Genomic DNA, 13,738 nt, shown 5'->3' with positions numbered 1-13,738 from the left:
GGGGTGGAAGAACTGCGCGATGCGCAGTTCTTCCAACGGCCGGTGGCAAGACCAAGGACGGCGTTGCCGGTTGAAAGGTCAACGCGGCTGTCTTGGTTGGCAGGGGTCGTTCCGGTTCGATGAACTGCGCATCGCGCAGTTCATCGACAAATGGTCCAGCGCTTGCGCTGGTCCGGGTCCCGGGGCGGATAGCCCCGGGTGGGGCCTGGGGCAACGCCCCAGCGCGGCGCCCCCGGGTCAAACCCGTTCCGGGATTGGCCCTTCCATGTTCACGATCTCCATCCGCACCGACGCGCCCGCCTCGATGAGCGCGCGTTTCGTTTCGGGATCGCCCTCCACCACGACCTGCGTGAACGCGTCCTCGGGCCGCGCGTGTGGCCGGACGGCTTCGAGCAGCGGCCGAACGAGCTTCGGCCTTGCCACGCGGAACGGGAATGACCCCGGGAACGACGGATTGAAGCAGGCGAACCCCACCCGCGCCTCCTCCGGCTGCGCCGCGTCAACGAGCCGGAGCAGCACCCACCCTGCCCGCGCGCGGCAGACCGTGATCGAACCGATGGGCAGCCCAAATGCCGCCTCCAGTGCCGCGTCCTCGCGCGGATCGATCGCTCGCGCCGTGATCCCTTCTTCCCCGCCGGGTAGACGCGCGAGCACGTCCCAGCTGAGTCGCATCGGCGTCGACTCGTACATCTTCGCCATGCCGAGTGACGAATACAGCGCGATCGCCACGGTGTTCTCGACCTTCACGTTGAGGCACCAGCGCGAGCAGCCTGCCGCGCGGAATCGCTCGGCGCTCGCCCGCATCAGCGCGCGCCCTGCGCCTTTGCCGCGCGCCTCGGGCGCGACGACCACGTGGCGCACGTACCCCGTCTCCTTCAGCACCACCACGTACGCGTACCCTATGAGTTCGCTCCCCTGCTCCAGGATCAGCGTGTGGGGCATGAGCTCCACGCCCCAGACCTCGCGCGACAGCGTGGGATCATCCGTCCCGAGCTCGGGAAACAAGCGCGCGTACGTGTCGTAGTCGGCGGCCGTGGCGGGCCTCGCCGAGAAAAACGCAGACATGCGGGGAGCGTATCACCGAAGGCTTGCAACGCGCCTTCGCACGGCCTCGTCAAGCCGCCTTGCGCGTGCCTTGGGCGTCCACCGACAGCTCGCGGAGCTCGGGCTGCTCGACGTCCCAGCCCCGCAGCACGACGGCGCCGCGGATCCAGCGCATGTGCCGCCGTTCATCCTCGAAGTTCGCCGCGACGAGCGCGCGGATCTCCTCCGGCAGCCCCGCTTGCAGCGCCGATGCGTACGCGTTGTTCGAAAGCTCCTCGTTGCCGCGCATCGCGAGCACCGCTGTTCGATCCTCCTGCGAGGCGAGCGAGGTGAAGCCCTGGATGATCACGCCCTTCGTATCGAGCTCGCTCGGGGGCTCGAATCCCGCGCTGCGGACGTGCTCGCCGAGCTCGCGCACGTGCCGGAGGTGATCCTCCTGGAACTCGGAGAACTTCCCCTGGATCTCCTCGTCCTTGCAGACTCCGCGCGCCACCTCGTAGGCCGCTACGCACGCGAGATCGAGCTCGATGAGCTCGTTCAGACACTGGATGATCTTCTCGTCCATGTCCCCCTCTTCCCTTTCGTCACGTGGAGGGCGCCGCGCCCTCGGAGGCTACGTGGCGAGGCCACGCATCACCCGCAAGCGTCGCGCGCCCATCGGAAGGTTTTTCCTGCCAGACGTGGCCCCCCGGGCTCGACCTTTCGAGGCGCGCGAGCCCAGGCAAAACCATGCGCCCCGGTCGCCCTCCCGTGGCTCCCTTGCATTCCCCCCGCCCCGTCTGCTACATGGCGCCCCCTACCCATCACCGTGCGAGTGATCTCGCGCAACAACGGAGGAAAGACATGGCACGCAAGGCACCGCTCTCGATCGTCAAGGAGAAGTTCGGCGAGAAGGCGAAGCTCGTCGAGGCGCTCAAGGGCTTCATGACGGAGGACCTGTGGGTCGGCCGCACGAGCGCGGATCGCGGCGGCGACAAGGGCCTCGATCACGTCTCGAACGCCAAGCTCCTGCGCCTCCACGCGACGTTCTCCGAGGTCAAGGAGAAGTTCGGCACCCGGGCCAAGCTCATCGACGCCATCCTGACGGCCGAGAACCGGTCGAAGGACGCCGGTTACCGCAAGCGCCTCGAGGCCTTCCCGGTTCCGCGCCTGTACGACCAGTACAAGGCCGCGTCGAAGCGCGCCAAGGCCGCCACGCCTGCCAAGGCCTGAGCCCGCTCCCCCCCTCCGCCTCCCCCCGTCTGTCTGTCCCGTCCTATCGGCACCACACCCTACCCTTGAAGGTTCGACCTTCCTGGCGTATTGAGCCGCAGCACGGACGTACCGGAAGACCGACGTCCGTCGCACAGCATTTCACGTTCAAAGCCGCCCCTGGCTCCCTCGCGCGCTGCGAGGGAGCTCTGCCCCGTACAGCACGTCGCGCAAGGGCCATGGCCCTCGGGTCCCAAGGGAGACGAAGACGTTGACCAGCAGCCATCACGACACCGACACCGACGCGTGGAGCACCGACGACGCGAAGGCCCTTTACATGATCGACCGCTGGGGCCGCGGCTACTTCGACGTGAACCCCACGGGGAACATCACGGCGGCGCCCCTCCAGGATCGAGGTCGCAAGATCGCCCTCATCGACGTCGTCGAAGAGGCGCGTGATCAGGGCCTGCGCACCCCGCTCCTGATCCGCTTCCAAGATCTCTTGCACCACCGCGTGCGAACGCTGAACGAGGCGTTCAATCGCGCGATCTCCGACCTCAAGTTCCGCGGCACCTACCGTGGCGTGTTCCCCATCAAGGTGAACCAGCTCAAGGAGGTTGTGGAGGAGATCCTCGAGGCAGGCCGGACCTACCACTACGGCCTCGAGGTCGGCTCGAAGCCCGAGCTCTTCGCGGGGCTCAGCGTCCACACCGACAACGAGTCGCTCATCGTCTGCAACGGCTACAAGGACGAGAACTTCATCCGCACCGCGATGATCGGCCGCAAGCTCGGCAAGAAGGTCATCCTCGTCGCGGAGAAGCTCTCCGAGGTGCGGACGATCGTTCGTGTTGCAAAGGAAATGAACGTGGAGCCGATGCTCGGCCTCCGCGTCCGTCTCATGACGCAGGGCGCCGGCAAGTGGGCCGAGAGCGGCGGCGAGCACGCGAAGTTCGGCCTGTCCACGGCGGAGATCCTCGCGGCTTGCGGGATCCTCGCGGAGGCGGGCATGAGCTCGGCGTTCAAGCTCCTGCACTTCCACATCGGCTCGCAGGTGCCCGACATCCTCGTCATCAAGCGCGCGGTGCGCGAGGCGGCGCGGCACTACGCCAAGCTCCGCAAGATGGGGCACCGCATCGAGTACATGGATGTCGGTGGCGGCCTCGCGATCGACTACGACGGCTCGCGCTCGACGTTCCACTCGTCGATGAACTACTCCGTCGAGGAGTACGCGCGCGACATCGTCTTCAACATCGCGGACATCTGCGACGACGAGAAGGTCCCGCACCCGAACATCGTGAGCGAGTCGGGGCGCGCGATCGTCGCGCACCACTCGGTGCTCGTGGTGCAGGCGTTCGGCTCGATCGAGAAGACCCCGGAAGCGCCGATCGACATCCAGACGGAGGAGCACAAGCTCATCCGCAACCTGCTCGACACGCGCGACAGCCTCTCGGTCCAGAACCTCGCCGAGTCGTGGCACGACATCCTCCAGGCGAAGGAGGAGTCGCAAAAGATGTTCGAGCTCGGGCTCTTGAACCTCGACGTGAAGGCGCGGGTCGAGGCCCTGTTCTGGGAGACCGCCGAGCGCATGCAGAAGCTCATCACGGCGCTCGATCCCGCGGAGATCCCCGAGGACGTCGTCGAGCTCCGAAACAAGCTCGCCGACCAGTACATCTGCAACTTCTCGGTGTTCCAGTCGCTGCTCGATCACTGGGCGCTCGGCGCGCTCTTCCCGGTCGTGCCGATCCACCGGCTGCACGAGCGGCCGGGGGCGGAGAGCACGCTCGTCGACATCACGTGCGACTCGGAGGGCAAGGTGTCGAAGTTCATCGACCTCTCCGACGTGAAGGAGACGCTGCCGCTGCACGCGCTGCGCGGCGACGAGCCGTACTACCTCGGCATCTTCCTCACCGGCGCCTACCAGGACATCATGGGCGACATCCACAACCTGTTCGGCCGGGTGAACGAGGTGCACGTCTTCCTCGATGACGACGAGGAGTGCGGCTACTACATCGAGGAGACGATCGCGGGGAACCAGATCCGCGAGGTGCTCGCGATGACGCAGTACGACACGCAGAGCCTCATCGCGAAGGTGAAGGCCCAGGTCGACGGCGCGATCAAGCAGGACCTCTTGAAGCCCACCGAGGGCATGCGCCTGCTCGCCGACTACGAGCGCGGCCTCAAGGATCAGACCTACCTGAGCTTCTGAGAGCGCTCGCCCCCCGAGCGCCCGCCTCCCGAGAGCTCCGAAACCACCCGCCCCCCCGGTCGCGACCGCCTCCAAAGTGGTTTCGAACCACTCAAGACCGCCGCGCGCGGCACTTCGAAGTGGTTTCGAACCACCCGCCCACCCGGTCGCGACCGCCTCCGAAGTGGTTTCGAACCACCCAAGACCGCCGCGCGCGGCACTTCGAGGTGGTTTCGAACCTTCCAAGACCGCCGCGCGCGGCACTTCGAAGTGGTTTCGTGACCCGTCCCCCCGGTCGCGACCGCCCCCCGAGGTGGTTTCGTGACGCGACGGAAGGGCGTGCTCGCGGCGCCTGTGTCAGGATGCGCGCCCAGCGCCACCCGAACGCCTCGTGGCGCGCCGTACGAACGAGGCGAGCCGTCGATGCGATCCCCGCTTTTGCCGATATTCCTCACCGTCTTCGTCGACGTCCTCGGCCTGACGCTCATCCTGCCGCTGCTGCCGTATTACGCGAAGGACTACGGTGCGTCGGATTTCCAGGCGACGCTTCTGACCTCGGTCTACGCGGCGGCGATGTTCGTCTCCGGCCCAATGCTCGGCCGGCTGTCCGATCGTATCGGACGAAAGCCCGTGCTCCTGCTCAGCCAGGCCGGCACGCTCATCGGTTGGCTCACACTCGCAGCCGCCCACAGCCTCGAAATGCTCTTCGTCGGCCGCATCATCGCGGGCCTGACGGCGGGCAACCTGAGCATCGCCCAGGCGTACATCTCCGACGTCACGAAGCCAAACGAGGAGCGCACGCAGGCCTTCGGCTTCTTCGGGATCGCCTTCGGCACGGGCTTCTTGCTCGGCCCGGGCATCACGGCGTTGCTCACGTACGTCTTCCGCGATGACCCCGATCCGCTCTTCAAGTACAAGCCGCCCACGCTCGCAGCCGCGGGGCTGAGCCTGCTCGCCATCCTGCTAACGGCGTTCTTCCTGCCCGCGCGCAAGCCCACAGCCCAGACGGGCCGGCGTCTCTCAGGAATGGCCGAGTACCTCGCGCGCCCCGGCCCTCGCAAGCACCTCGCCGAGTTCTTCTTCTTCAGTCTCTCGTTCGCCGCGCTCACGGGCGCACTCGGCGTCTACCTGAAGAAGCAGTTCAACTACGAGCTGCACGAGGCAGGCCTCATCTTCGGTCTCTCGGGGCTCATCGGCGCGATGGTGCAGGGCGGGATGCTCAAGCGGCTCGTGAAGAAGCTCGGCGAGGAGCGGCTGACCGCAATCGGCCTCGGGACCATGGTCCTCGGCTATTGTCTGCTCGGCCTGGCAACGAACGTCGGATTTCTCCTGGTACTCGTGGTGCTCGGCTCCTTCGGCGCAGCCGTGGTGCGTCCAAGCGTGACGACGCTCATCACGAAGAGCGTCGCCAAGGAGGAGCAAGGCACAGTGCTCGGCGTGAGCCAGTCCCTCGGCAGTCTCGCGCAAATCGCAGGGCCCGCAGCCGCCGGCTGGCTCATCGATCGCAACCAGGTCGTGATGTACGGCCTCTTCTGCGCAGCCTTCAGCCTGCTCGGGCTCCTGCTCGCGCTGCAACGCCGCGGCGTCGAGCGCCCCGTCGAGCAGGCGCACGCCGAAGGCTGAGACGGGGGCGCGCGGAGCGGGGCGTTGCCCCGCACCCCAGCAGGGGGCTGTCCGCCCCCTGCACCCCGGACCAGGCACGGCCTGGACCGAAGGCTGAGAAACTGCGCGATGCGCAGTTTCTCAGACGGGCCCGTGGCAAGACCACGAGCGGCGTTGCCAGCGGAGACAGCAGCGCTGCCCCCCTCAGCAGACACGTCGGCGCTGCGGTCTTGACTGGCAGGGTCGTCGCTGGTCTTGCCTCGACCTGTTCGATGAACTGCGCATCGCGCAGTTCATCGACCCCGGGTCCAGCCCCTGGCTGGTCCGGGTCCAGGGGTGGACAACCCCTGGTCGGGGTCCGGGGTGAAACCCCGGCGCGACGCCGTTACCGGCTGGCTGCCTCGCGCAGGCAGTACCGGAGGCCGTCCTTCAGGTTTCGGAGGGTCTTTACCTCGCCCATCGCGACGCCGAGGGTCACCACGGTTTGCGCGACGGCGGGGCGGAGGCCGGTGATCACGGTTTTTGCGCCGACGAGACTCGCGGCGCGGGCGATGGCGAGCAGACGATCGGCTGTGCTCGTGTCGAGCACGGGCACGCCTGTCAGGTCGATGATCAAGAACCGCGCTTGCAGATCGACCACGCTTCCGAGCGCGGCGTCCATCATCTCGGCGGCGCGCCCGCTGTCGACTACGCCCACCACGGGCAGACACAGGACGCCCTCCTGCACCTCCAGGATGGGCGTCGAAAGCTCCCGGATCGACGCGGCTTGCCGCTCGATGACTGCGAGCTTGTCGCGCAGATCGGCCTCTGTGTCCTTCCGCTCGGTGATGTCCACGATCGCGCTGGCGAGCCGCTGGAGCTCGCCGCTCTCGCTCCAGAGCGATTGAAACGTACTGGCCACCCACAGGTACGTGCCGTCGCCGCGGAGCAGCCGACCTTCGTAGTACGTCTCGGCCTTGCGCGACGCGATGTGCTCGGCGAAGAGCCTCGCCGCGCGCTCGCGGTCCTCCGGGTGCACGAACCCCTCCCATGCGCGGAGTGACTTCGGCGCCTCCTCTGCCGTGATGCCGAGCAGCCGCGTGAGCCCCTCGGACACGAAGATGGGCTGCTCGGGATCGGTCGGGTTCGTTGGATCCCGGGGCACGTAATCCCACAGCCCGTTCTTCGAGCCTCGCATGAGCAGCTCGAACCGCGCGAGACTCTCCTCGGCCCGCGCGCGCTCGCGCTCGATCTCGGTCCGGTCGAGGGCGATGCTCAGGACCCCGCGCACGCGCCCCTCCTCGTCGGCGAGCGGCGCGTTGTGCCATTCACATACGACCGTGCGCCCGTCCTTCGTGATGTTCTCGGTCGCGCCGAAACGCCCCGAGGGGATGCGGCCGTCACGGATTGCGAATGCGGCGTCGAGGACGGTCTCGTGGTGCGGCTCGGCTACGATGAGGTCGACGAGCCTTCGACCGAGTGCCTCGCTCCGCGTGTACCCGAAGATCCGCTCGGCGCCGGTGCTCCACTCGACGACCCCGCGACCGACCTCGGTCTCGATCATCGCGATGGGGGCCCGCCTGAGGTACGCCTCGAGACGCCGCGCGGCGGTGATGGTCGCGCGCCGCGGCTGCTCGATGGAACGCGCGCAGCAGAACACGAGACCCCGCTCGAAGACGACGCGCATGGTCCATTCGAGCCATTTGTACGTGTCGTCTGCGCAACGAAAGCGCGTCTCCTGCACGATCGCGCCTTGGGCCTCGACGGAGATGCGCGAGGTGCGCCGGGTCGGATCCCGGTCCTCGGGGTGCAAACGGTCTTCGAGCCGCATGCCTTCGAGGGCCTCGAGTGAGAACCCGGTCACGCGCTCCCAGGCCCCGTTCGGCTGGTACATCCGGTTGTCGGAGTCGAGGACGCAGAACAAGGCCGGGGCCTTCTCGAAGAACTCCCGTGGATCGATCCTGGGGCCTTGGGCTTGGGTTTCCATCGAAGGGTGGGCAGTCTACCAAGGGCGCGCGGAGAGGGGTGGCGGGAGAGGGGGGGCGAGGGCACAATCCGCGCCGATGCACACGGGTAGGCCGAGAGAAGCCGGGAAGCGAGCGCGACGAGGCCTCGTGTTCGCGCAGCTTCTCGTCGCCGGGACCGCCGCCGGGTGCAACGACGTCGCGCGTTTCTCCACGAAACCGCACGAGGCGTATTGCGGCGCCATCACGCTCGGGAGCCCTTTCCGCGAGGGCCTCAGCCCCCGCGTGCAGATGCGCCTGACGCTCGACGCGACCCGGCTCGACGGCGACGAATCTCCGGGCCGGCTCTGGACGTTCGAGGCTGCGACGCAAACGCGGCCCGAGCGGCGTCTCTTCGACGGCGCCGAGCTCCGCCCGATCCCGCCGCTCGCGCACGATCCGCTCTCGCAGTTCGAGATGGGCGACGGTCGGGAGCGGAACACGCTCTTCGCGGTCTCGCCGAGCGAGACCATGGCGGAGGGGATGCTCGCGTTCCTGTCCTTGCGCTCGGACGGCGGCGTCGAGGTGCGGCTCGTGCGCGCGGGCTCCGAGGATCCGGACGCGGACGAGGGACGGAGGCCGATCTTCGGCATGTTTTCGCTGGTGCGCCGGGAGGGCCAATGCGGGTTCTAGGGATCGAGACGTCGTGCGACGAGACGGCCGCCGCCGTGGTGACGGAGACCGGCGTGGTGCTCTCCGATGTCGTACGCAGCCAGGTCGAGGCGCACGCGCCCTATGGCGGCGTGGTGCCGGAGATCGCCTCGCGCGACCATGCGCGGGCCATCGTGCCGGTGATCCGCGAGGCGCTCGCGCGGGCCGGGATGAAGCCCGGCGACGTCGACGGGATCGCGGTCACGTCGCGTCCGGGCCTGCTCGGCGCGCTGCTCGTGGGTCTTTCGGCGGCGAAAGGTCTGTCCTTCACGACGGGAAAACCGATCGTCGGCGTGGATCACCTCGTCGGGCACCTGCTCGCGGTGTTCTTGCGGCGGGGCGAGGCCGAGGCCGAAGCGCCCGTGCCGTCGTACCCGTTCATCGCGCTCCTGGCCTCGGGTGGGCACACGGCGCTCTACCGCGTGGATGCGCCGCGGCTCTCGGCGATTCGCGAGCTCGGGGCGACACGCGACGATGCCGCGGGCGAGGCGTTCGACAAGACGGCGAAGCTGCTCGGCCTCGGCTATCCGGGCGGCCCCGTGGTGGATCGGCTGGCGGCGACGGGTGATGCTTCCCGGGCGAAGGACGCGGTGCCGCGCTCGATGGCGCATCGCGAGAGCCTGGAGTTCAGCTTCTCGGGGGTGAAGGCGGCGGTCATGCGCCACGTCGCGATGCAGGGAAAGCCGCCCGAGGGGCAGGCGCTCGCGGACCTCTGCGCGGCGTTCCAGGCGTCGGTCGTGGGCACGCTCGTGGACAAGGCGGTGCGCGCGGCGAAGGTGGAGGGCGTGCCGCGGATCGTGCTCGCGGGGGGCGTCGCGGCGAACCGGGGGCTCCGGGCGCGGATGGCGGAAGCGTGCGCGCGGCAGAAGATCGCGCTGTTCGTGCCGTCGTTCGCGAGCTGCACGGACAATGCGGCGATGATCGCGTACGCGGGGGCGCTCAGGTTCGCGGCGGGGGAGGCGGACGACCTCGCGCTGGAGCCTTCGACGAAGACGGCGCTGCCGCGGGTGACGCGGAAGGGGGCGGGGCTGCGGTAGGGCCCCCCCTCCCCTGCATCCCTCGCGCGTGATAACCTGGCTCCCGTGTTCGAGACGCCGCAAGACCTCGTAGGAGCGGATCAGGATCCCTACGATGCCGACGGGATCGATCGCTCGCTCATCCGCTGGATGCTGAGCCTGTCGCCGACCGAGCGCCTCGCGGTGGCGCAGGGCTCGATCGACCTCGTCGAGAGCGTCCGCCCGCTGCCCAATGGCGCTGGCTGACATTCTCCGGACGCTGCTCCACCACCGGGTGGATTTCGTCGTCGTCGGAGGCATGGCCGTAATGATCCGGAGCGCAGCGACGGCGACGACACCCATTGCTCCCCGCCAGAGCCCCATGCACATTGCTTTCCCGTGCCCACGCCTTCCCGCCTGCGCTCCGCCCTCACCCTCACCCTGACCGCGGCGCTCCTCCTCGCTGCCTGCCACAAATCCGACCCCGGACCTTCCCAGCCTGTCGCGGGGGACGACGCCGCCGCGGACATCTCTGCCGGCACCGTCTCCCTCGAGCTTCGCAACGAGCCGGTCGACGCCGTCGCCGAGAAGCTCGCGTCCGCCGCCGGCAAACCCATCGTCATCGACGCCGACGCCCAGGCCGTCGCCCATTGCGCGCGGATCACGCTCCTCACCGGCGGACCCGTGCCCCTTCCGAATGCGATCCGCCTCCTCCGCGAGGCCCTCGATCCGGCCGGGCTCTCGCTCGTCGAGAGTGAAGCCGGCGGCATCATCGTGCGACGCATTCCGGACAAACCCTTGCCCGCCACCTGCGCGCGGGCCACGGGCGAGCCGGCCGCGCCCGCGCCTTCCGAGAGTGCCCAGATACCGGCGGACGTGGCCGCGGAGAAATTCGCGGCAGGCGTACGAAAGATTTCCGAGACCGAGTACGAGCTCACGCAAGCGTCGGCCGATCTCCTGAAGGGCGATCAGGCCGAGCTGATCCGATCGGGCCGGTTCGTTCCGACGCAGAAGGACGGAAAGGTCGTGGGCCTGAAGCTCTTTGGCATTCGCCCGAGCAGCGTGCTCGCGACGCTCGGGCTCCAGAATGGCGACCTCGTGACCGAGCTCGGGGGATACGCGCTCACGGGCCCCGACCTCGCGCTCGAAGCTTATACGAAGCTCAAGGGCGCGAAGAAGGTCGAGATGACGATCGAGCGGCGCGGGGCCACGCAGAAATTCCTCTATCGCGTCGTCGAGAAATGAGCGCCCGTCAGGCGCCGTCCTCTTCCATCACCCGGAGCAGCGCCCAGAACATCGCCTCGCCGTCCCGCTCGCGTTCGAGCGTCTTTCCATGCACGCGCGCCCATTCGAGCGCGAGCGGCAGCGGGATCCCCGCCTGTGGTTTGCCCGTGAGCTCCCCCGTCACCTTCGTGAGCACGTCGCCCATCGGCGACGGCCGCGGCGCAATCTCGATTCCCGGGTCGAGCGCCTCGCACAGCGCCGGATCCGTCACCGCGTTGTATTCGCGGCACGCGATCGGGCGCTCCTCGTAAATGCTGCACAGGTCGCCTTCGAGGAACGGGCAATCGATCCGGAGCTCGTAATACCGCCGGCTCACGTCGTCCCACGCCGCCGAGGACGTCGCCTCCTTCGAGACGAGCGCGGCCCGGCCCTTCGGCGCCTTCGAATCCACGAGCCCCGCCTGTTCGAGCCGCCCGATCGCCCGGACGAACCGCTCGCGCACCTCCGCGCGGCGCGGCTCCGGCATCGCGGCCATGACCTCCCCGAGCCGCCGCGCCTCGATCGGCGAGACCGGCACGAGCTGGCGGCAACAATGGGTGCAGCCCTTCTGACACGAGATTTCCTTGCCCTGCGCCCGCGCGTGCGCCGTCGAAATGGCCAAGATGGACGCCGAGAGCGACCGCGCGAGCGGCAAGAGCTCGTGCACCTGCGTGCGCCCGACCCGCACCTTGCATTCGATCTCGTGCGCCTCGCCGAGCAACTCGAGGTGCACCTTCGCGTCCTCGTACGCCTTGCGCGGGCCCTTCACGGACACACCGCCGGGAGCTCGCCGAGCGAGGGCAAGAGCGTTCGATAATCGTCGTGCTTCACGCCGCCCCGCGCGTCGACGTCGAGCTTGTAATAAAAGGTCTTCGGGATCCCGGAGCTCGAATAGGCGTCCACGTCGCTCGGCATGTTCCCGAACGCGAGCTCCGGCAAGAGCCCCGTCGCCGTCTTGAGCAGGCCGAGCTCGCCCGATTTGAAGGACGCGGCGGCCCCGCCCATGCGCCCCGTGGCCGTCACCGAGGTGTGCACGATTCCGGGCGGAAATCCGCGCAGCGCGAGCCATGCGCGGGTCCGTGGTTCGAGCCAGTGCGGCCGCGCCGTCAGGTAGAACATGAAAAACCCGCGGCCCGAGAGCGCGCGCATCACCTCCACCGCGCCCGGGTGCGTCTCGGAATGGTTGCCCGTGAGCACGTCCCCCACGAGCGCCTCTTCCTTCTCCGTCAACGTGCCGTCGATGTCCGTCACCACGATCCGCGCGCTCGGCGGCAGCACTTCGAGGAACAGCTCCGCGCTCGTCCCGTCGCCCGCGACCACCAATTTGATCCGATGCCGCCCCACGCCGAGCGGGCCGCCGGGCAGGACCTGCGCGAGATTCACGAAGATCTGCCCGCCCTGGTCCGCGACGCCGAGCACCGCCGGGTGAGAGCCTTCGCCCTCGGTCGTGCGGTACGTCCCGACCTTCTCCCACGAACCCCCGCAGCCGCGGAGCAGATACACGTCGATTTCTTCGTCCTTCAGATCCTTGTCCGAAGGCCCGTACGCGAATTTCCCGAGCACCCATTGCGGTGCGCCGGGGAGCAAGAAGAGATCCCGGCCGCGGTGCCGCGCGCCCAGCGCATTCAGTAGCCCCGAGCGATGGTGCCGGAACTCCCGCTTCGATTGCGCGGGAAATGGCGTGTCACACGAGGGCCGGAGCGCGCAGGGGCCCGGCGGAATCGCGGGCGCCGGCGCCTGCTCCGCGGTGGCCACGGGGCGGCTCTGTGCGGGGGCGCCCGAGCAAGCCGAAAGGGTGGTGACGAGGCCCAGGGCGGCGAGGGATCGAACGAAGAAATCCACGGGGAGCGGGATGATGCCAGAACCCGCGAGGGTCGAAAAGCGCGTCGTTCGCGCGATCGTTCAGCCGGCGCCGTCGATCGCCGCCGCCTCGTCGGGCTCCAGGAAGGGCCGCACGGCCTCGATCGATTCCCGCGAGACGATGGCTTTGCCCGCCGGCGACAGGTGGACGAGGAGCTGAACGAGCGGAGGCGCCGCCTCCGTGATCGCGTTTTTCAGGGCGTCGAGATCGGGCGCGCGCAGCGCGAGCAGGACGTACGCCGCCGCCGCGCGGATCTCCGAGGTTTGTCCGAGGTCGGCCACGATCGACGGCAGCTCGGCGAGGTCGCTCGGCGCCTGTTCGCGGTAGCCCGCCCGTTTGTTGCTCGCGGCCCCGAGCGCCGCGAGCGCTTCGAGCCACGCCGAAAGCGGCCGCCCCTGCCGCGCGAGCGACCGCGCCACGGGCGGCGCCGGCAGGATCCGCCCTGCGCGGCGCTGCTCGTACGATCGCAGGAGCGTCACAGCGCTCGCATGGGCGCTCTTGCCGAGCAGCGGCACCCGCGCGAACGCGCGCCCGCTCTCGTTCGTCAGAGTCAACGTCGGAATGCCGCGCCAATCGGGCTCGAGCTGCGCGGGGCCGAGCAGCACCCACGGATAATACGAGACGTATTCGTCGACCGCGCAACGCAGGCCGCCCTCGTCAAGCGCGATCTCCACACGCAGAGCCCGAAAGAACGGGCCCACGAGGGTGATCGCCGCGACGAGGAGCGTGGCCGCGACGAACACGAGCGGAATGAGGTAGAGGTCCAGAAACTCGAAGCTTCGCTGGACGACGCTGCCCCAGACGACGTACGCCGCGCCCGCCGCCGAGACCCCGCCGATCGTGAAGGCCCGCCGGACGGGCTCCGCGGGGAGCCCCGTCGGGCGGAGCGAGGGCGCACAGAGCCCCTTTCGATGGTGGAAGCTCGTGTCCGGCTCGCGAGGCTGAAACGCGTCGAACAGCAAGG

The 13,738-nt window shown here is 68.7% G+C and carries 13 protein-coding genes; 7 read left to right on the top strand and 6 right to left on the bottom strand.

The features are described 5' to 3' along the window. Nucleotides 1–237: 237 nt before the first annotated feature. Together KEG57_RS45500 and KEG57_RS45495 are read right to left on the bottom strand one after the other, a co-directional pair. Complete coding sequence (locus tag KEG57_RS45500; protein ID WP_272422036.1) at nt 238–1,065, bottom strand: GNAT family N-acetyltransferase; 828 nt, start codon at nt 1,063–1,065, stop codon at nt 238–240. A gap of 49 nt (nt 1,066–1,114) precedes the next feature. Continuing rightward, complete coding sequence (locus tag KEG57_RS45495) at nt 1,115–1,609, bottom strand: ferritin-like domain-containing protein (RefSeq protein WP_272422034.1); 495 nt, start codon at nt 1,607–1,609, stop codon at nt 1,115–1,117. A gap of 278 nt (nt 1,610–1,887) precedes the next feature. On the opposite strand from KEG57_RS45495, the gene KEG57_RS45490 reads away from it, so the two are divergent. The 3 genes from KEG57_RS45490 to KEG57_RS45480 all read left to right on the top strand — a co-directional run bounded on the left by KEG57_RS45490 (nt 1,888) and on the right by KEG57_RS45480 (nt 6,043). Beyond that, entirely contained in the window at nt 1,888–2,256 is a 369-nt protein-coding gene (locus KEG57_RS45490; RefSeq protein ID WP_272422033.1) for a hypothetical protein, read from the top strand. A gap of 250 nt (nt 2,257–2,506) precedes the next feature. Beyond that, the gene (speA, locus tag KEG57_RS45485; RefSeq protein ID WP_272422031.1) at nt 2,507–4,441 is read left to right on the top strand and encodes a biosynthetic arginine decarboxylase; all 1,935 of its coding nucleotides are present in this window, start codon (nt 2,507–2,509) and stop codon (nt 4,439–4,441) included. A gap of 402 nt (nt 4,442–4,843) precedes the next feature. After that, on the top strand, nt 4,844–6,043 hold the full coding sequence (locus tag KEG57_RS45480) for an MFS transporter (protein ID WP_272422956.1): 1,200 nt from the start codon (nt 4,844–4,846) through the stop codon (nt 6,041–6,043). Nucleotides 6,044–6,407: 364 nt separating this feature from the next. On the opposite strand, the gene KEG57_RS45475 is transcribed toward KEG57_RS45480, so the two are convergent. Then, nucleotides 6,408–7,988: a PAS domain S-box protein gene (locus KEG57_RS45475; protein ID WP_272422957.1), complete on the bottom strand. Its 1,581-nt coding sequence runs from the start codon at nt 7,986–7,988 to the stop codon at nt 6,408–6,410. A gap of 127 nt (nt 7,989–8,115) precedes the next feature. Here KEG57_RS45475 and KEG57_RS45470 point away from each other — a divergent pair, with 127 nt between their 5' ends. From KEG57_RS45470 to KEG57_RS45455, 4 genes are all read left to right on the top strand, one after another. After that, nucleotides 8,116–8,637 carry a hypothetical protein gene (locus tag KEG57_RS45470; RefSeq protein WP_272422958.1) on the top strand — a complete coding sequence of 174 codons (522 nt, stop codon included), beginning with the start codon at nt 8,116–8,118 and terminating at the stop codon, nt 8,635–8,637. Next, a complete protein-coding gene (gene tsaD / locus KEG57_RS45465) occupies nt 8,625–9,692 on the top strand; it encodes a tRNA (adenosine(37)-N6)-threonylcarbamoyltransferase complex transferase subunit TsaD (protein WP_272422959.1) in 1,068 nt (355 codons plus the stop codon). The genes KEG57_RS45470 and tsaD overlap by 13 nt, the downstream gene beginning before the upstream one ends. A gap of 45 nt (nt 9,693–9,737) precedes the next feature. Then, entirely contained in the window at nt 9,738–9,917 is a 180-nt protein-coding gene (locus KEG57_RS45460) for a hypothetical protein (protein ID WP_272422960.1), read from the top strand. Nucleotides 9,918–10,049: 132 nt separating this feature from the next. Then, nucleotides 10,050–10,895: a hypothetical protein gene (locus tag KEG57_RS45455; protein WP_272459687.1), complete on the top strand. Its 846-nt coding sequence runs from the start codon at nt 10,050–10,052 to the stop codon at nt 10,893–10,895. A gap of 7 nt (nt 10,896–10,902) precedes the next feature. Here KEG57_RS45455 and KEG57_RS45450 read toward each other — a convergent pair whose 3' ends face one another. The 3 genes from KEG57_RS45450 to KEG57_RS45440 are packed head-to-tail and all read right to left on the bottom strand — an operon-like array spanning nt 10,903 to nt 13,736. After that, the gene (locus KEG57_RS45450) at nt 10,903–11,688 is read right to left on the bottom strand and encodes a YkgJ family cysteine cluster protein (protein ID WP_272422962.1); all 786 of its coding nucleotides are present in this window, start codon (nt 11,686–11,688) and stop codon (nt 10,903–10,905) included. Next, the gene (locus tag KEG57_RS45445; protein ID WP_272422964.1) at nt 11,679–12,755 is read right to left on the bottom strand and encodes an LNS2 domain-containing protein; all 1,077 of its coding nucleotides are present in this window, start codon (nt 12,753–12,755) and stop codon (nt 11,679–11,681) included. The genes KEG57_RS45450 and KEG57_RS45445 overlap by 10 nt, the downstream gene beginning before the upstream one ends. Nucleotides 12,756–12,815: 60 nt before the next feature. After that, complete coding sequence (locus tag KEG57_RS45440) at nt 12,816–13,736, bottom strand: hypothetical protein (protein WP_272422965.1); 921 nt, start codon at nt 13,734–13,736, stop codon at nt 12,816–12,818. Nucleotides 13,737–13,738 lie beyond the last annotated feature (2 nt).

It is taken from the genome of Polyangium jinanense, assembly GCF_028435365.1.
The sequence above is the reverse complement of the archived record's forward strand: the minus strand, read 5'-3'. Positions and strand labels throughout refer to the sequence as shown.